Below are 17,285 nucleotides of genomic sequence, written 5' to 3' on the forward strand. Positions count from 1 at the left end.
GTCGGGTTCCGTCCTCCACAGGACCGGTGTCCGCCGGGGTGTCCACAGACGCGCCGGAACACGCGCCGACGGGTCGCGGCGCCGCCTAGCGTGGCGGCGTGACCTCCGGTGAGCCCGCTGACCTCGAGGCCGCGGCCCATGCCGCCTCCCCGCGCCGGAGGCTCGGGGTCGGGGCGGTGGTGGTGCTCGTCGTCGCCGCCGTCGCGGTCACTGTCGGCGTCGGCATCTTCCGCGGCGCCCTGACGCCCGCGGAAGAGGTGTCGATCGACGTGACGCCCACCGGCGCCGTCACGACCACGGCCGACCTCTACGTGCATGTGTCGGGGGCGGTGCGGTCGCCGGGTCTGTATGTGCTGCCCACGGGCTCCCGGGTGGTCGATGCCGTCGCGGCCGCCGGCGGCTTCGCCGACGACGCCGACAGGAGCGCGGTCAACCTCGCCCGCGTGGTCTCCGACGGCGAGCAGCTGCCGGTTCCCCGCGTCGGCGAGAGCACGGGGCAGTCCTCCGGCGCGCAGACGGCCGCCGACAGCCGTGTGAACCTCAACACGGCGGATGCCGCCCAGCTCGAGGAGCTTCCGAGGATCGGCCCCGCCCTCGCGGAGCGCATCGTGGCGTGGCGCGACGACAACGGCCGTTTCACGAGCGTCGACGATCTGCTGGCGGTGCCGGGCATCGGCGACAAGATGCTCGCGTCGCTGCGCGACCTCGTCACGGTGTGACGTGACGCGGGCACGGAGGCTGCGGCTCGTCCCGGTGGCCGCGGCGGCCTGGTCCGTCGCCGCCGCGGCGATCCTCCTGCCGACGTGGTCGACAGGGCTCGCGCTCACGCTGTGGCTCGCCGTGGGCGGGGCGCTGGCGGCCGCTACGATCCGAAGGCGGAGCACGCCGTCGACCCGGCCGTCGGCTGCCGTCCTGGTCGCGATCCTCGCCCTTGCCGCGGGTGCGGCTGCGGCGTCGCACGTGGCGCTCGCCCAGCCGGCGCGGACGCAGCTGGCCGCCGAGGCGCTCTCGGGTGGCCGCGCGGTCGACGTGACAGCGACCGTCGTGGGCAAGGTGGAGCGACGCGCCGACGGCACGCTCGCGTTCGACGCGCGCGCGACGGCGTTCACGACCGGAGCCACCCGGCGCGACGCGGACGTCGAGGTCGTCGTGCGCGTCGCGCCGGAGGACGTCGATCAGCCGGCGCTGCTGGATGTCGGCGCCGAGGTGATCGCGCGCGGCACGGCGAAGCCGGCGCGCGCGGGGGAGCGGGCTGTCGTCACCGTGTGGGGCTCGCGCGGAGTGGAGGTGACCACCGCGCCCACCGGCATCGCGGCGGCGACCGCGGGTCTGCGCGACGGGCTCGTCGCGGCGGTGGACGGCCTGCCGGGGCAGGGCGCGGGACTCGTTCCGGGCCTCGCGGTCGGCGACACCTCGGTCGTCTCGCCGGAGCTCGACGCCGCGATGAAGGCATCCTCACTCTCGCACCTCACCGCGGTGTCCGGTGCCAACTGCGCGCTGGTGGTCGGCATCGCGTTCGCCTGCGCGGCACTGCTCGGCGCATCGCGCGCGCTCCGCGTCGGCGTCGGACTCGCGGTGCTCGTCGGGTTCGTCGTGCTGGTCACGCCCGAGCCGAGCGTGGTGCGCGCGGCGGCGATGGCCGCCGTCGCAATGCTGGCGGTACTCCTCGGCCGCACCGGGGCTGGCACGGCCATCCTGGCGCTCGCCGTGACGGTCCTGCTCGTGCTCGATCCCTGGCTGGCGGCATCCCTCGGCTTCGCCCTGTCGGTGGCGGCCACGGGCGCCCTGCTGGTGTTCGCGCGACCGCTCGCCGCGGGGCTCGCGCGCTCGATGCCCCGCCCCCTGGCGCTCGCACTGTCGATCCCGATCGCCGCACAGCTGGCGTGCGGCCCACTGCTGGTGCTCATCGAGCCGACGGTCCCGGTGTACGGTGTGCTGGCCAATCTGCTCGCGGAGCCCGCCGCCCCGGCGGCGACGGTGCTCGGTCTCGCGGCGTGCCTGGCACTGCCTGTGCCGTGGCTGCAGTCCGGGCTCGCCGCGCTCGCGTGGCTCCCCGCCTCGTGGATCGCCGCGACGGCGGGCACCGTGGCCTCGCTGCCCGCGGATGCCCTGCCGTGGCTGGAGGGCTGGCCGGGCGCCGCCACGCTCGGCGTCGTCGGTGCGGCGATCGGCGCCATCATCGTGCTGCCGCGCGGTGGACCGCGGACCCGGCGCGCGCTGCGGGGCGGATCCGTCGTGCTCGTGGCCGTGATCGGCGGCGCGACGCTGGGCTCGGCGGCGCTCACGTCCGTGGCCGGGCGGTGGACGGTCCCCGGCGAGTGGGCGGTGCTGGCGTGCGATGTCGGCCAGGGCGACGCCGTGCTGCTGAGGTCGGCAGGTGTGGTCGCGCTCATCGACACCGGTCCCGAACCCGCGAACCTGACCGCGTGCCTCGATCGCGTCGGGGTGTCCCGCGTCGACCTGCTCGTGCTCACGCACTGGGATCTCGACCATCGCGGGGGAGTGCCGGCGGTCGTCGGACGTGTCGGCACCGTGCTGCACGGCCCCGCTGACGCCGTCGGCGCCGCCGTGTTGCGCGCGCTCACCGACGCCGGCGCGCGCTCGGTGGAGGCCTCCGCCGGCATGTCGGGCGCGCTCGGCGCGTCGACCTGGCGCGTGCTCTGGCCGCGGAGCGACAGTCGCGCGTTCGGCGTGGGCAACGACTCCAGTGTGGTCCTGGACGTCCGCGGCGGCCCCATCCCGCCCCTGCTGCTGCTCGGCGACCTCTCGGCGTCGCCCCAGCGCGCCCTCGTGGCGTCCGGAGGACTCGCCCCTCCGTACGCGATCGTGAAGGTCGCCCACCACGGCAGCGCGGATCAGGATGCCGCCCTCTACGTCGCGGCAGCGCCCGCGGTCGCGCTCATCACGGTCGGCGCCGGCAACGACTACGGTCATCCCCGCGACGAGACGCTGACCGTGCTCGACGACATCGGAGCGCGCGTCGCCCGCACCGATCTCGACGGCATCCTCGCCGTGTGGGAAGGCCGCGCGGGCGTCGCGCTGTGGCGTGAACGCGGCGGCTGACATGCCGCCGATGTCGGAGTCGTCGGTAGGCTGGAGCCATGGCATCCTCTGCGCGTCGCCCCGCTTCGAAGGCTGCGCGCAGCGCCATCCCGCAGCTTTCGTGGCGCGCCCCGCAGCCGGCGCCGATCGTGCTCGTGTCGGGTCCTGAAGAGGTGTGCGCCGAACGCGCGATCGCCGGCGTGCGAGAGTATCTGCGCGCCGAGGATCCGACCCTCGAGGTCACCGATCTGCGAGCCGACGACTACGCCGCGGGCACGCTGCTCGGTGTCACGTCGCCGTCGCTGTTCGGAGAGCCGCGCCTCGTGCGCGTGAGCGGTGTCGAGAAGTGCTCCGACACGTTCCTCGCCGAGGCGGTCGCCTACCTCGCCGCACCGCAGGATGGCGCGACCGTCGTACTCCGCCACACGGGTGCCAGCGTCCGCGGCAAGAAGCTACTCGACGCGATCCGGGCGGGGGAGGGCTCGGGGGTCGAGATCGCCTGCCCGGCGATCAAGCGCGACTCCGATCGATACGACTTCGCCGCGGGCGAGTTCCAGGCCGCGAAGAAGCGGATCGCCCCTCCCGCGCTCCGAGCTCTCGTGTCCGCCTTCAGCGACGACCTGACCGAACTGGCCGCCGCATGTCAGCAGCTGATCGCGGACGTCCCCGGCGACATCACCGAGCCGGTGGTCGAGCGCTACTACGGCGGCCGCGTCGAGACCTCGGCGTTCACGGTCGCCGACACCGCGATCGCGGGTCGCTACGGCGAGGCGCTCATCGCGCTGCGGCACGCTCTCTCTTCGGGCGCCGACCCCGTGCCGCTGGTCGCGGCCGTCGCCATGAAGCTGCGCTCGATGGCCCGCGTCGCGGGCACCCGGGAGTCGTCGTCAGCCCTCGCCGCGCGCTTGGGGATGAAGGACTGGCAGATCGACCGCGCCCGGCGCGATCTGATGGGCTGGAACGAAGAGAGCCTGGGCCGGGCCATCCAGGCGACCGCGCGGGCGGATGCCGAGGTCAAGGGCGGCTCGCGCGACGCCGTGTTCGCGCTGGAGCGCATGATCACGGTCATCGCCACCCGGGCGCCGTACGGCTCCTGATCGTCGCACCGGGCGCACGAGAAAGGCCCGCCCCTTGCGGGACGGGCCTTTTCAAGCTCGTGTGAGCGGGCGGTGCGTCAGAGCGACGCGACCTGCTTCGCGATGGCCGACTTGCGGTTCGCGGCCTGGTTCTGGTGGATGACACCCTTGCTGACGGCCTTGTCGAGCTTCTTCGACGCGGTCTTGAGCGCCTTCTCGGCAGCGGCCTTGTCGCCCGAGGCGATGGCCTCGCGGGTGCGGCGCACCTGGGTCTTCAGCTCGCTTTTGACGGCCTTGTTGCGCTCGCGGGCCTTCTCGTTGGTCTTGTTGCGCTTGATCTGCGACTTGATGTTCGCCACGTGTCGACGGTTCTTTCGTTCGGAGGTGAATCGGTTTGAGTATGCCGTTCGGCGAGAGAGGGCGCCTCGCGGCGGTCGTGAGGGACGAACCCACACGCAAGCCAAACAAGGATTCTATCAGGTCTGTTCGAGAGTCGTGAGCGCGAGCCCCAGCACGGCGTTGAAGACGCGCGGCCGCATCGCGGTCACGAGATGGCTCGTGCGCGGCACCACGATGAGTTCGGCATCCTTCGCGACCTCCATGAACAGCCGTTCGTTGACGCGCAGCTGGTCGTACTGCCCGTTCACGAACCACAGCGGAACGTCGATGCGGTGGAGCGCTGCCAGCAGATCGAGCACCGAGAGGCTGCGCAGCGCCACGTCCTGCGTGTCGAACGCGTACCCGCCCGCTCCGAAGTCGGCACGGGTCTCGGCCGGAAGGGTGCGATCGAGCACCTGGTCGGTCAGCCACATGCCGCGGTCGGGGAGCGAGTCGAAGCTGCGGGCCAGCAGCCGGTAGGTCGCCAGCCCCACGCCGCGCGGGATGGCGGTGCAGGAGGCCGCGATGAACGCATCCACGGGTGGGCGGTCCTCCCGGCCGACGTACTCGATCGAGAGCAGGCCGCCCATCGAGTGGCCCACCAGCAGGACGCGGCCGCGGGTGGCGGCATCCCTCACCGCCTCGTCGATCGTCGCGAACGCACCGTCCAGGCTGAAGGTCTCGGACATCCGGCTGCCGTGCCCCGGCAGGTCGACCGCGACGACAGGGTTGCCGCGCGCACGCAGGTACTCGACCTGGGCCCGCCACATCGTCGCGGACGTGCGGATGCCGTGGACGAGCACGACCTGAACCGCCATGCAGCCAGGCTAGTCACCCCGCTCGCAGGGTCCCGGCATCCTGACCCGTAGAATCGTCTGGACATGTCACCGCGCGCCCTGAAGCCTCTCGAGCCGTCTGCGACCCCTCCTGAGCTGATCCGCAACTTCTGCATCATCGCCCACATCGACCACGGCAAGTCCACCCTGGCCGACCGCATGCTGCAGATCACCGGCGTGGTCGCCGACCGCGACATGCGCGCCCAGTACCTCGACCGCATGGACATCGAGCGCGAGCGCGGCATCACGATCAAGTCGCAGGCCGTCCGGATGCCGTGGGCCACCGCCGACGGCACCTTCGCGCTCAACATGATCGACACGCCCGGACACGTCGACTTCACGTACGAGGTCAGCCGCTCCCTCGCGGCGTGCGAGGGAGCGATCCTGCTGGTCGACGCGGCGCAGGGCATCGAGGCGCAGACGCTCGCGAACCTGTACCTGGCGCTCGAGAACGACCTGCACATCATCCCCGTGCTCAACAAGATCGACCTCCCCGCAGCAGACCCCGAGAAGTTCGCCACCGAGCTGGCGAACCTCATCGGAGGGTCGCCCGACGACGTGCTGCGGGTCTCGGGCAAGACCGGCATGGGCGTCGAGGATCTGCTCGACCGCATCGTGGAGCAGATCCCGGCCCCGAAGGGCGACGCGGATGCCCCGGCGCGCGCCATGATCTTCGACTCGGTGTACGACACGTACCGCGGCGTGGTGACGTACGTGCGCATGGTCGACGGCAAGCTGGAGCCGCGTGAGCGCATCCAGATGATGTCGACGAAGGCGACCCACGACCTGCTCGAGATCGGCGTCTCGAGCCCCGAGCCGATCCCCACGAAGGGCCTCGGCGTGGGCGAGGTGGGCTACCTCATCACGGGCGTGAAGGACGTGCGCCAGTCGAAGGTCGGCGACACGATCACGAACGCCCGCAAGCCCGCCACCGACGCCCTGGCCGGCTACACCGACCCGAAGCCCATGGTGTTCTCGGGCATCTATCCGATCGACGGCAGCGACTACGCCGACCTGCGCGAGGCGCTCGACAAGCTGAAGCTCTCGGACGCATCGCTGCAGTACGAGCCCGAGACCTCGGTCGCGCTGGGCTTCGGCTTCCGCTGCGGGTTCCTCGGCCTGCTGCATCTCGAGATCATCACCGAGCGGCTCTCGCGCGAGTTCGACCTCGACCTCATCACGACGGCGCCGTCCGTCGTCTACGAGGTCACCACCGACACCGGCGAGCACGTGACGGTGACCAACCCGAGCGAGTACCCGGACGGTCGCGTGGCATCCGTCTCGGAGCCGATGGTCAAGGCGGCGATCCTGCTGCCGAAGGACTACGTCGGCACCGTCATGGAGCTGTGCCAGTCGCGCCGCGGCAGCCTGCTCGGCATGGAGTACTTCAGCGAGGAGCGCGTCGAGCTGCGCTACAACATGCCGCTCGGCGAGATCGTCTTCGACTTCTTCGACCAGCTGAAGTCGCGCACGCAGGGCTACGCGAGCCTGGACTACGAGCCCGCGGGCAGTCAGGAGTCCGACCTGGTGAAGGTCGACATCCTGCTCCAGGGCGACAAGGTCGACGCGTTCAGCTCGATCGTGCACCGCGAGAAGGCGTACGCGTACGGCACGATGATGACCGAGCGCCTGCGCAAGCTCATCCCTCGACAGCAGTTCGAGGTGCCGATCCAGGCGGCGATCGGCGCCCGGATCATCGCGCGCGAGAACATCCGCGCCATGCGCAAGGACGTGCTGGCCAAGTGCTACGGCGGTGACATCACGCGCAAGCGCAAGCTGCTCGAGAAGCAGAAGGAGGGCAAGAAGCGCATGAAGATGGTCGGTCGCGTCGAGGTGCCCCAGGAGGCGTTCATCGCCGCGCTGTCGGGTGACGTCGAGGGCAAGGGCACCAAGTAGCCCTGCCGACCATCGCCGCCGCGTCAGCCCAGCAGGTGGCGCAGGTAGCGTTCGGGCGCCGACAGGTACGAACGCCAGTTCGACACGAGCTCCAGCTCTTCCCACGCCGTGGGACGCATGCCCCACGGGCCGAGCTCGATGATGCGCGCTCCGGGAAGTGACGCGAGCACCGGCGAGTGTGTCGCGCACAGGACCTGACCGCCCTCGGCGGCGATCCGGTGAAGCGTCGAGATGAGGGCGAGCGTCGAAGCGAACGACAGTGCGGCCTCGGGCTCGTCCAGGCAGTAGAACCCCGGGGCGTCGAAGCGCGTGTCGAACATGGCGAGGAACGACTCGCCGTGGCTCATCTCGTGGAAGGCGGGCTCGCCGGAGCTCGAAGGGTTCTCTTCCAGGTACGTGTAGAACGAGTGCATCGTCTCGGCGCGCAGGAAGTAGCCCCACCGGGCGGCGCCGACGCCCCGCTGCACCTGGAGCCAGTCCGAGAGCGGCGACTCGGTGCGGCGCGTGCTGTGCCGCGCCGAGGTCGATCCGCCTTCCGGCGAGAACCCGTAGGCCAGCGCGATGCCTTCGAGCACCGTCGACTTGCCCGATCCGTTCTCGCCGACGAGGAACGTCACACCGGGGCCGAGCGCGAGTCCCTCGTCGAGCAGCTGGGCGACAGCGAGGATCGTCACTGGCCAGGAGGCGCGGTCGATCGTGGCCGACCGCTCCTCGTCGGCACGCACCGCGACCACCGGAGGCTGGCGGAATCCGCGGGCGCGCATAGCGGCAGTCTGACACGACCGTGCGACATGCCGGCCGCCGCAGGGCCTCGGCCACGGCACCCGGGGGACTCCCACGAACCGGTCAGCGGCACCCCTTAGGCTGGTATCCATGCGCCGCGGGACGTTCAGAGACGACACTGTCGACTACGCCGCTGTCGGGGCGACGCAGGCGCCCGACCTGATGCAGTATCCGCCGGAGCGCAGCATCCCGGCGGAGGAATCGTGGCGGATCGGCAGCGGCGAGACGCGCTTCCGGGCCGCCTCCGATGCGCTGATGTCGTGGACCGCGCAGCGTGGTGCGGGCCTGGAGGTCAAGGATGTGCGTCCGGCGTCGGGTCCCGCCTATCTCGGCGTCGGCTTCGACGCCGAGGGCAACCCGATCGCGCCGAGCCGGTCCGAGGCCGAGCAGCGGTTCGACGCGGACGGCACGCCGTACGTGGGCGCGGGCGCCACGGTGCGCGTGGACGGGCGCGTGAAGGGGCTCAAGGCCGACGCCGAACTGCGCGTGATCTTCGCCGTCGAGGAGCCTCGGCGCGTCGGTTTCGCGCTCGGCACCGTGAGCGACTCCGTCGTGAGCGGCGAGGAGTCGTTCATGCTCGAGTGGTACGACAACGACGAGGTGTGGTTCACCGTGCGCGCCTTCGACGCCCCGCACGCCTTCCTGTACAAGCTGCTGCCCGGCCTGACCAAGCGCCGCCGCCGCGAGCTGTTCACGCGCTACCTGCGCGCGATCTCGCCCCTGTACTCGACGCCCGCGTGAACGCGAGACGCTGATGGGCTCGGCTCTGCCGCTGGGCGACCCGATGCCGACGGACGGAGCACTGCCCGACGGCATCCGCGTCGATCCCGCCGCGCCGTTCGGCGTGTATCTGCACGTGCCGTTCTGCCGCGTGCGCTGCGGCTACTGCGACTTCAACACGTACACCTCCTCGGAGCTGCGCGGCGCACGACAGGACCAGTACGCCGACACGCTCCTGCGCGAGGTCGACCTCGCCACGTCGGTGCTCGGTGCGGCGGGCGGACTGCGCCCCGCATCGACCGTCTTCTTCGGCGGGGGCACGCCGACGCTCCTGCCTCCGGGCGATCTGGCCCGCATGCTCGACGGCGTCCGCGGCGCCTTCGGTCTCGCGGACGGGGCGGAGGTGACGGTCGAGGCGAATCCCGACACCGTCTCGACCGCCGTCGCGCACGAGCTCGCCGCCGCCGGCGTCACGCGGCTGTCCATCGGGATGCAGTCCGCCGTGCCGCACGTGCTGGCGGCCCTCGATCGCACGCACGACCCCGACAACGTGCGCACGGCGGTGGCCGCGGCGCGTGAGGCGGGGCTCGACGTCAGCATCGACCTCATCTACGGCGCGCCCGGCGAGTCGCTCGACGACTGGCGCGCGTCGCTGGAGGCCGCCGTCGCGCTGCGGCCCGACCACGTCTCCGCGTACGCGCTGATCATCGAAGACGGCACGAAGCTCGCACGCCAGATCCGCCGCGGCGAGGTTCCGGCCCCGGACGACGACCTGCAGGCCGACATGTACGAGCTCGCCGACGACCTGCTCGCGGCCACCGGCTACGACTGGTACGAGGTGTCGAACTGGTCCCGCGGCGTCGCGCACCGCTCGCGGCACAACCTCGCATACTGGACGGGCGCCGACTGGTGGGGCTTCGGGCCCGGTGCGCACAGCCACGTCGCCGGCGTGCGCTTCTGGAATGTGAAGCACCCCGCGGCGTACGCGCAGCGGCTGGCATCGGGGGAGTCGCCCGGCGCGGGGCGCGAGATCCCGGATGCCTCGGCACGGGCGCTGGAGGGCGTCCTGCTGCGCACCCGCATCCGTGAGGGCCTGGACGTGTCGGAGCTCCTCGGCGAGGGCCGCCACGCGGTCGCGGCGCTCATCGCGGACGGGCTGATCGAGGGCGCCGACGCCGTGCGCGGCCGTATCGTGCTGACCCGGCGGGGGCGGCTGCTGGCGGATGCCGTCGTCAGGGCGCTCACGGACTGACACCCGCCGGGCCGACTCGCGCCGCGCACTCGGCGATCAGGGGATGCCGATCGGATAGAATTGGCACTCCAGACATGCGAGTGCCAGCGCATGGCGTCCACGGCGAGGCGAGGAGGCGGGATGGTCAGCGAACGGGGTCTGCAGGTGCTGCGGGCGATCGTCCAGGACTACGTCGACACGCGCGAGCCGGTCGGCAGCAAGGCCATCGTCGAGCGCCACGCGTTCGGCGTGTCGGCCGCGACGATCCGCAACGACATGGCGCTGCTGGAGGACGAGGATCTCATCGTCGCCCCGCACACGTCCTCGGGTCGTGTGCCCACCGACAAGGGCTACCGCGTCTTCGTCGACCACCTGGCCGAGCTGCGCCCCCTGAGCACCGGCCAGCGCGCGGCGATCGCCTCCTTCCTCGACGGCTCGGGCGACCTCGACGACGTGCTGGTGCGCACGGTGCGCGCTCTCACTCAGCTCACCGGCCAGGTCGCGATCGTGCAGTATCCGTCGTTCGCACGGGCGAACGTCACCCACGTCGAGCTGGTGCAGCTGGGCGCCGGCCGGATGCTGGTGATCGTCGTGACCGACACCGGACGCGTGTCGCAGCGCCTGACGTTCGTCGGCGACGAGTTCGACGACGCGGACCTCGCCCGCATCAGGGCGGAGCTGGGAACGCTGCTTGTCGGGCGTCCCGTGCGGGACGGGCTGCAGCGCATCGCCGATCGCCTGGCCGCGCGATCCGCCCAGGCGCCCGCTCACGTGCGTGCGACGGACGAGATCGTGCGCGCGGTCGCCGAGGAGCTCGAGGAGTTCCGCCAGGACAAGCTGGTGATGGCCGGAAGCGCCAACCTCGCCCGGCGCGAGGCGGACTTCCGCGGCAGCATCTATCCGCTCCTCGAGGCCATCGAGGAGCAGGTGACGCTGCTGCGCCTCATGGGCGAGATGGTCGCCGACGAGCAGGGGCTCGCGGCCAGCATCGGCCGCGAGAACGAGGCCTTCGGGCTCGCCGAGGCATCGGTCGTCACGAGCGACTACGACGCGACCGGGTCCCGTGCCCGCGTCGGCGTGCTGGGGCCGACGCGCATGGACTACCCCACCAACCTCGCGGCGGTACGCGCCGTCGCGCGCTATCTCACGCGCATGCTCGAGCAGGACGACAGCTCCCGCTGACACAGCGCAGACACGATCCCGCGGCCGGGCCGCGGCAGGAAGGCGAAAGTGGCTGACCACTACGAGGTCCTCGGCGTCTCACGCGACGCCACCCCCGACGAGATCAAGAAGGCCTACCGGCGTCTGGCGCGCCAGCTCCACCCGGACGTGAACCCGGGCGAAGAGGCATCCGAGCGCTTCAAGCTGGTCACGCACGCGTACGACGTCCTGAGCGACCCCGATCAGCGCGCCCGCTACGACATGGGCGGGAACGACTCGCCGTTCGGCGGAGGAGCAGGGGGCTTCGGCGGGTTCGGCGACATCTTCGAGACCTTCTTCGGCGCGGCCGGCGGCGGACGCGGCGGACGACCGCGCTCGCGCCGCGAGCGCGGTCAGGACGCGCTCGTGCGGGTGACCCTCGAGCTCGGCGACGTGGTGTTCGGCGTGCACCGCGACATCGAGGTCGACACCGCGGTGACGTGCGAGACCTGCGAGGGCTCGTGCTGCCAGCCGGGGACGACTCCCGTCACGTGCGACATCTGCCACGGCACGGGTCACGTGCAGCGCCAGGTGCGCAGCCTGCTCGGCAACGTCGTCACGACACAGCCCTGCAACGTGTGCCAGGGCTACGGAACGACCATCCCCTACCCGTGCGCCACGTGCCAGGGGCAGGGGCGCGTGCGCTCGCGCCGCACCGTGTCGCTCGACATCCCGGCCGGCGTCGAGACGGGCCTGCGCCTGCAGCTGCCCGGTTCGGGTGAGGTCGGGCCCGCAGGCGGCCCGAACGGCGACCTGTACATCGAGGTCACCGTCACGCCCCACGAGGTGTTCAGCCGCGACGGCGACGACCTGCTGGCGACGCTCGAGGTCTCGATGCCCGACGCGATCCTGGGCACCACGACCACGATCGAATCGCTCGACGGCCCGGTCGACCTCGAGGTGCGCGCGGGGGTGCAGGCCGGCGACATCCTGACGATCAAGGGGCGCGGCATCACCCCGCTGCGCGGCTCGCAGCGCGGCGACCTCAAGGTGGGCGTGCACGTCGTCACGCCGACGCGGCTGGACCACAAGGAGCGCGCCCTCATCGAGGACTTCGCCAAGCGCACGAAGGCTCCTGCGCCCAAGCTCGCGGAGTTCCACCAGGGACTCTTCTCGAAGCTGCGCGACCGCTTCCGGAACGGCTGACCTGTGGCCCTGCACTTCCTCCTCGACGAGCCGGCCACGGCCGCTCCCGGCGACACGGTGACCCTCACCGGCGCTGAGGCGCACCATGCCGCCACCGTGCGCCGCGTGCGCGTGGGCGAGGAGGTCACGCTCGGCGACGGCCGCGGCGCCTGGCTGACCGGCCGCGTCGAGGCGGTCGCGCCGCGCGAGGTGCTCGTCCGCATCGCGGAGCGGAGGGATGCCGCCGCGCCGGCCCCGCGCGTCGTGCTCGTGCAGGCGCTCGCCAAGGGGGACCGCGACGAACTGGCGATCCAGGCGGCGACCGAGCTCGGCGTCGACGAGATCGTCCCCTGGCAGGCCTCACGCAGCGTGTCCCGGTGGGACGCGGCCAAGGCGGCGAAAGGCCGGGCCCGCTGGGGGACGATCGCACGAGAGGCGGCCAAGCAGGCCCACCGCACCTGGCTGCCCGAGGTCGCCGAGCTCACCACCACGGGCGCTCTCGTGCAGCGGGCCGCGGCATCCCTCGTCCTCGTCCTGGAGCCGACAGCCGAGGACGCACTGAGCGCTCTCGAGCTCGACGCGGCCGACGCGCGCGACATCGTGCTCGTGGTCGGGCCTGAGGGCGGGATCGCGCCCGACGAGCTGGCCGCCCTCACCGCCGGCGGCGCGCGGCCGGTGCGCCTGGGCGACACGGTGCTGCGCACCTCGACGGCCGGCCCCGCCGCCCTTGCGGTGGTGAGCACCCGGCTCGGACGCTGGTGAGCGGTCCGACCGGCCCCGAGCCCGCGGAGGGGCCGCGTCGGTAGACTTGCGGCATGAGCGAACCCTCGATCTTCACGCGCATTCTGAACGGCGAGATCCCCGCCGAATTCGTCGGTGAGACCGAGAACGCGGTGGCGATCAAAGACATCGCCCCGCAGGCCCCTGTGCATGTCGTGGTCTTCCCCCGCAGCCAGGAGTACCGCAACGTCATCGAGCTCGCCGCCGGCGACCCCGATCTGATGGCCGAGGTCGTGGGTCTGGCCAACACCGTCGCCGCCGAGCTGTCGGACGGCGACTTCCGTCTCGTATTCAACACCGGCCCCGGCGCGGGCCAGACCGTCTTCCACGTGCACGCGCACGTGCTGGCAGGCGGTCTCGATGAGAAGAGCCTCGGTGCCTGAACATCCCGCTGAGAATCCCGTCACCGACCGGGTCTACGCCGACGGCGTGGCCATGGTCCAGCTGCTCGGCCCGCAGGACCGCCTGCTGCGTGTCGTCGAGAAGGAGCACCCGGGCGTCGATGTCCACGTGCGCGGCAACGAGATCACCCTGACCGGGGATGCCGACGCCGTCGCCGCTGCACGATCCCTGGTGGAGGAGCTGCTCGCGATGACCAAGGCGGGGCACGCGCTCGGCGAGTCCGATGTGACCTCGTCCAACCGGATCCTGCGCACCACCCCCGACGGCGGACCGCGGCCGTCAGAGGTGCTCGGCGAGGCGATCCTTTCGTCGCGCGGGCGCGTGATCCGCCCGAAGACCCTCGGGCAGAAGGCCTACGTCGACGCGATCGAAGAGCACACGATCGTCTTCGGCATCGGCCCGGCCGGCACCGGCAAGACCTACCTGGCGATGGCGAAGGCCGTGCAGGCCCTGCAGCGCAAGGAGGTCGACCGCATCATCCTGACGCGTCCGGCCGTCGAGGCGGGGGAGCGGCTCGGGTTCCTGCCCGGCACCCTGACCGACAAGATCGATCCGTATCTGCGCCCGCTCTATGACGCGCTCAACGAGATGATGGACCCCGAGATCGTCCCGAAGCTCATGGCGACGGGCACGATCGAGGTCGCGCCGCTCGCGTACATGCGCGGCCGCACGCTGAACAACTCGTTCGTCGTGCTCGACGAGGCGCAGAACACGACGCCCGAGCAGATGAAGATGTTCCTCACGAGGCTGGGCTTCGGCACGCGGATGGTCGTCACGGGCGACATCACCCAGGTCGACCTTCCGCAGGGCGCCTCCGGGCTGCGGCTCGTCACGCGTGTTCTGAAGGACATCGACGACATCCACTTCTCCTACCTCACGAGCGACGACGTTGTCCGCCACAACCTGGTCGGGCGCATCGTCGACGCGTACAGCGAGTACGACGAGCTGCGCCTGGCGGCCCGACGCGAGCGCGACGAGGCCTCCGAGTTCGCCAATCGCGCCGAGCGGCGCGCGGGGATGCCGCGATCCGGCGGCCCCCGTGACCACCTTCCGAAGCGAGGACGCTCATGACCATCGAGATCGGCAACGAATCGGGCATCGCCGTCGACGAGGCGGTCCTGCTGCGGCTCATGGAGCACAACCTGGCGGAGCTGCACGTCAGCCCCGACGCCGATGTGGCCATCCTCCTCGTCGACGAGGGCGCCATGGAGGCGCTGCACGTGCAGTGGATGGACGAGCCCGGGCCGACCGACGTGCTGAGCTTCCCCATGGACGAGCTGCGCCCCGGCACGGAGGACATGCCGACGCCGGCGGGTCTCCTCGGCGACATCGTGCTCTGCCCCCAGGTCGCCGAGACGCAGGCCGTCGCCGCCAAGCACTCGACGCTCGACGAGCTCATCCTGCTGACCACGCACGGGCTCCTGCACCTGCTCGGCTTCGATCATGCCGAGCCCGAGGAGGAGCGCGAGATGTTCGGACTGCAGCGCGAGCTCATCGCGTCGTTCCAGGCGTCCGAACGCCGACGACCCCGCGCATGACCGCGGCCCTCCTCCTCGTCGCGGCGGCGCTGCTGCTCGCGTTCGGCGCCCTCATGGTCGCGATCGACGCAGCCCTCGGCGTGACGTCGCGCGCCGACCTCTCGGAGCTCGGCGCCGGCGGCCGCAACGCGAATGCGCTGCGGCGGATCGCCGCCGACCCCGAGGCGCACAGCAACGCCGTGCTGTTCATCCGCGTCCTCGCCGAGACCACGGCGGCGGTGCTCGTCACGGTGGCCTTCACGCTTCTCTTCTCGAACATCTGGTGGGCGATGCTCGCCGCCGCGGTGCTCATGACGGGCGTCTCGTACGTCGTCGTGGGCGCGAGCCCTCGCACCGTCGGGCGCCTGCACGCCAAGGGCCTGCTGCGCAGCGCAGCGCCTGTGATCCGCGGCGTCCGCATCATCCTCGGTCCGCTCGCGCACGGGCTCGTGGTGATCGGGACCCGCATCACGCCCGGTGCATCGCGCGGCTCATCGTTCGCCTCCGAGGAGCAGCTGCTCAGCATCATCGACGAGGCGGCCGAGAACGAGCTCATCGAACAGGACGACCGCGAGCTCATCCACTCGGTGTTCGACTTCACCGACACGTTCGTCCGCGCGGTGATGGTGCCCCGCACCGACATGGTGACGGTGGATGCCTCGACCTCGACCCGTGAGGCGATGACGATCTTCCTCGAGAAGGGCGTGTCCCGCGTCCCCATCGTCGATGACGATGCGGACGACGTGGTCGGCGTGCTCTACCTCAAGGACCTCGTGCAGTTCGGGTTCCGCGACGAGTCGGGCTGGCGGGACGCTCCGATCGCGCGCATCGCCCGTCCCGCGGTCTTCGTGCCCGAGTCGATGAAGGCCGAGACCCTGCTGCAGCAGATGAAGCGCGACGCCGTGCACGTGTGCCTCGTCGTGGACGAGTACGGCGGCGTGTCGGGGCTCGTCACCCTCGAGGACCTCATCGAGGAGCTCGTCGGCGACATCTCGGACGAGTACGACCCCCGCGCCGAGGAGGTGACCGAGCTCGAGCCGGGCCACTACCGCGTGAGCGCACGGCTCGGTCTCGACGAGGTCGGCGACCTGTTCGGCCTGGAGCTCGAGGACGAGGACGTCGACTCGATCGGCGGCCTGCTCGGCAAGGCCCTCGGCCGCGTGCCGCAGCCCGGCGCGACAGCGGAGTACGCCGGCCTCGTCATGACCGGCGGCGCGTCACGGGGCCGTGGGCGCGGGATCTCGACCGTGTTCGTCGAACGCGGTGCGCCGCTCCTCGACCTCGGCCGGGCACCGCGGACGGGAGAGATCCGCATCGTGAACCCGCGGACCGGAGAGATCCGGCTGCCGAAGAAGGAGGAGACGCCATGAGCGAGTCCCCGAGCACCCCGTCGCCCGAGCCCGTCGAGGGGCGATCCGGCTTCGTCACGTTCGTCGGCCGGCCCAACGTCGGAAAGTCCACGCTGACGAACGCCCTCGTGGGCGAGAAGGTCGCCATCACGAGCGACAAGCCCCAGACGACGCGACGCGCGATCCGCGGCATCCTCAACCGCCCGGGCGGGCAGCTCGTCATCGTCGACACGCCGGGACTCCACAAGCCGCGCACGCTGCTCGGCCAGCGTCTCAACGACCTCGTCGAGCAGGTGCTGGGCGACGTCGACGTGATCGGGTTCTGCGTGCCGGCCACCGAGAAGGTCGGTCCGGGCGATCGCCGCATCGCCGAGTCGCTCGACGGGTACGGCCGGGCCAGGAAGGTCGCGATCGTCACGAAGACCGACGCGGCCTCGCGCGACCAGATCACCGAACGACTCATGGAGGTCGACAGCCTGCGCGAGGACTGGGCCGCGGTGATCCCGTTGTCGGCGTTCACACGGGAGCAGCTGGATGTGCTGAGCGACGAGCTGCTCGCGCTCATGCCGGTCGGACCCGCGCTCTACCCGGACGACGTCGTCACCGATGAGTCGACCGAGGACCGCATCGCCGAGATCATCCGCGAGGCCGCCCTGGAGGGCGTGCGCGACGAGCTGCCGCACTCGATCGCCGTCACCGTCGACGACGTCGCCGAGCGCGAGGACGGCGGCCTCACCGACGTCTACGCGAACATCGTCGTCGAGCGGGACAGCCAGAAGGCGATCATCATCGGGCACAAGGGGTCGCGCCTGCGCGATGTCGGAACGCGGGCCCGCGCCCAGATCGAGCCGCTGCTGGGAACGAAGGTGTTCCTCAAGCTCCACGTGCGCGTCGCCAAGGAATGGCAGCGCGACCCGAAGCAGCTGGGCCGGCTCGGCTTCTGAGCCGCG

17 protein-coding genes are annotated in these 17,285 nt (G+C 71.5%); 14 read left to right on the forward strand and 3 right to left on the reverse strand.

Features of this window, described 5'->3' with window-relative positions; genetic code table 11:
- The first annotated feature begins 176 nt into the window (after positions 1 to 176).
- The 3 genes from FB391_RS11120 to holA are packed head-to-tail and all read left to right on the forward strand — an operon-like array spanning position 177 to position 4,139.
- Positions 177 to 719, forward strand: a complete 543-nt coding sequence (locus tag FB391_RS11120; RefSeq protein ID WP_141894740.1) for a helix-hairpin-helix domain-containing protein — start codon at positions 177 to 179, stop codon at positions 717 to 719.
- A gap of 1 nt (position 720) precedes the next feature.
- Positions 721 to 3,063 carry a ComEC/Rec2 family competence protein gene (locus FB391_RS11125; RefSeq protein ID WP_246093467.1) on the forward strand — a complete coding sequence of 781 codons (2,343 nt, stop codon included), beginning with the start codon at positions 721 to 723 and terminating at the stop codon, positions 3,061 to 3,063.
- 38 nt (positions 3,064 to 3,101) lie between these two features.
- Complete coding sequence (gene holA / locus FB391_RS11130; protein WP_141894430.1) at positions 3,102 to 4,139, forward strand: DNA polymerase III subunit delta; 1,038 nt, start codon at positions 3,102 to 3,104, stop codon at positions 4,137 to 4,139.
- A gap of 77 nt (positions 4,140 to 4,216) precedes the next feature.
- On the opposite strand, the gene rpsT is transcribed toward holA, so the two are convergent.
- Together rpsT and FB391_RS11140 are read right to left on the reverse strand one after the other, a co-directional pair.
- Positions 4,217 to 4,477, reverse strand: a complete 261-nt coding sequence (gene rpsT / locus FB391_RS11135; protein ID WP_141894431.1) for a 30S ribosomal protein S20 — start codon at positions 4,475 to 4,477, stop codon at positions 4,217 to 4,219.
- A gap of 117 nt (positions 4,478 to 4,594) precedes the next feature.
- Complete coding sequence (locus FB391_RS11140) at positions 4,595 to 5,314, reverse strand: alpha/beta fold hydrolase (RefSeq protein WP_141894432.1); 720 nt, start codon at positions 5,312 to 5,314, stop codon at positions 4,595 to 4,597.
- A 63-nt stretch (positions 5,315 to 5,377) separates the two neighbouring features.
- Between FB391_RS11140 and lepA the strand changes: the two genes are divergently transcribed.
- Positions 5,378 to 7,228, forward strand: a complete 1,851-nt coding sequence (lepA, locus tag FB391_RS11145; protein WP_141894433.1) for a translation elongation factor 4 — start codon at positions 5,378 to 5,380, stop codon at positions 7,226 to 7,228.
- 23 nt (positions 7,229 to 7,251) lie between these two features.
- Here lepA and FB391_RS11150 read toward each other — a convergent pair whose 3' ends face one another.
- On the reverse strand, positions 7,252 to 7,992 hold the full coding sequence (locus FB391_RS11150; protein WP_141894434.1) for an AAA family ATPase: 741 nt from the start codon (positions 7,990 to 7,992) through the stop codon (positions 7,252 to 7,254).
- 109 nt (positions 7,993 to 8,101) lie between these two features.
- Here FB391_RS11150 and FB391_RS11155 point away from each other — a divergent pair, with 109 nt between their 5' ends.
- The 10 genes from FB391_RS11155 to era all read left to right on the forward strand — a co-directional run bounded on the left by FB391_RS11155 (position 8,102) and on the right by era (position 17,279).
- Positions 8,102 to 8,752 (forward strand): DUF1990 domain-containing protein, encoded by a 651-nt coding sequence (locus FB391_RS11155; protein ID WP_141894435.1) that lies wholly within the window; start codon positions 8,102 to 8,104, stop codon positions 8,750 to 8,752.
- A 13-nt stretch (positions 8,753 to 8,765) separates the two neighbouring features.
- Positions 8,766 to 9,983, forward strand: coding sequence for a radical SAM family heme chaperone HemW (gene hemW / locus FB391_RS11160; RefSeq protein WP_141894436.1), 1,218 nt, complete (start codon positions 8,766 to 8,768; stop codon positions 9,981 to 9,983).
- Between the two features lie 120 nt (positions 9,984 to 10,103).
- A complete protein-coding gene (hrcA, locus tag FB391_RS11165; protein ID WP_141894437.1) occupies positions 10,104 to 11,144 on the forward strand; it encodes a heat-inducible transcriptional repressor HrcA in 1,041 nt (346 codons plus the stop codon).
- A gap of 48 nt (positions 11,145 to 11,192) precedes the next feature.
- On the forward strand, positions 11,193 to 12,308 hold the full coding sequence (gene dnaJ, locus FB391_RS11170; protein WP_141894438.1) for a molecular chaperone DnaJ: 1,116 nt from the start codon (positions 11,193 to 11,195) through the stop codon (positions 12,306 to 12,308).
- Positions 12,309 to 12,311: 3 nt separating this feature from the next.
- Complete coding sequence (locus tag FB391_RS11175) at positions 12,312 to 13,049, forward strand: 16S rRNA (uracil(1498)-N(3))-methyltransferase (RefSeq protein ID WP_141894439.1); 738 nt, start codon at positions 12,312 to 12,314, stop codon at positions 13,047 to 13,049.
- Positions 13,050 to 13,102: 53 nt separating this feature from the next.
- Entirely contained in the window at positions 13,103 to 13,450 is a 348-nt protein-coding gene (locus tag FB391_RS11180) for an HIT domain-containing protein (RefSeq protein ID WP_141894440.1), read from the forward strand.
- Positions 13,428 to 14,540, forward strand: coding sequence for a PhoH family protein (locus FB391_RS11185; protein WP_141894441.1), 1,113 nt, complete (start codon positions 13,428 to 13,430; stop codon positions 14,538 to 14,540). Before FB391_RS11180 ends, FB391_RS11185 begins: the two co-directional genes overlap by 23 nt.
- Positions 14,537 to 15,007: an rRNA maturation RNase YbeY gene (gene ybeY, locus FB391_RS11190; RefSeq protein WP_141894442.1), complete on the forward strand. Its 471-nt coding sequence runs from the start codon at positions 14,537 to 14,539 to the stop codon at positions 15,005 to 15,007. Before FB391_RS11185 ends, ybeY begins: the two co-directional genes overlap by 4 nt.
- Positions 15,004 to 16,356, forward strand: coding sequence for a hemolysin family protein (locus FB391_RS11195; protein ID WP_141894443.1), 1,353 nt, complete (start codon positions 15,004 to 15,006; stop codon positions 16,354 to 16,356). The genes ybeY and FB391_RS11195 overlap by 4 nt, the downstream gene beginning before the upstream one ends.
- Positions 16,353 to 17,279, forward strand: a complete 927-nt coding sequence (era, locus tag FB391_RS11200) for a GTPase Era (protein WP_141894444.1) — start codon at positions 16,353 to 16,355, stop codon at positions 17,277 to 17,279. The genes FB391_RS11195 and era overlap by 4 nt, the downstream gene beginning before the upstream one ends.
- Positions 17,280 to 17,285 lie beyond the last annotated feature (6 nt).

Source organism: Microbacterium kyungheense, from assembly GCF_006783905.1.
Lineage (GTDB): Bacteria > Actinomycetota > Actinomycetes > Actinomycetales > Microbacteriaceae > Microbacterium > Microbacterium kyungheense.

Coding starts and splice junctions, on each gene's coding strand:
- ybeY (WP_141894442.1), top strand. CDS start 14,537: ATGACCATCGAGATCGGCAACGAATCGGGCATCGCCGTCGACGAGGCG.
- holA (WP_141894430.1), top strand. CDS start 3,102: ATGGCATCCTCTGCGCGTCGCCCCGCTTCGAAGGCTGCGCGCAGCGCC.
- FB391_RS11155 (WP_141894435.1), top strand. CDS start 8,102: ATGCGCCGCGGGACGTTCAGAGACGACACTGTCGACTACGCCGCTGTC.
- hemW (WP_141894436.1), top strand. CDS start 8,766: ATGGGCTCGGCTCTGCCGCTGGGCGACCCGATGCCGACGGACGGAGCA.
- FB391_RS11150 (WP_141894434.1), bottom strand. CDS start 7,992: ATGCGCGCCCGCGGATTCCGCCAGCCTCCGGTGGTCGCGGTGCGTGCC.
- era (WP_141894444.1), top strand. CDS start 16,353: ATGAGCGAGTCCCCGAGCACCCCGTCGCCCGAGCCCGTCGAGGGGCGA.
- hrcA (WP_141894437.1), top strand. CDS start 10,104: ATGGTCAGCGAACGGGGTCTGCAGGTGCTGCGGGCGATCGTCCAGGAC.
- FB391_RS11140 (WP_141894432.1), bottom strand. CDS start 5,314: ATGGCGGTTCAGGTCGTGCTCGTCCACGGCATCCGCACGTCCGCGACG.
- FB391_RS11180 (WP_141894440.1), top strand. CDS start 13,103: ATGAGCGAACCCTCGATCTTCACGCGCATTCTGAACGGCGAGATCCCC.
- lepA (WP_141894433.1), top strand. CDS start 5,378: ATGTCACCGCGCGCCCTGAAGCCTCTCGAGCCGTCTGCGACCCCTCCT.
- FB391_RS11195 (WP_141894443.1), top strand. CDS start 15,004: ATGACCGCGGCCCTCCTCCTCGTCGCGGCGGCGCTGCTGCTCGCGTTC.
- FB391_RS11185 (WP_141894441.1), top strand. CDS start 13,428: ATGAGAAGAGCCTCGGTGCCTGAACATCCCGCTGAGAATCCCGTCACC.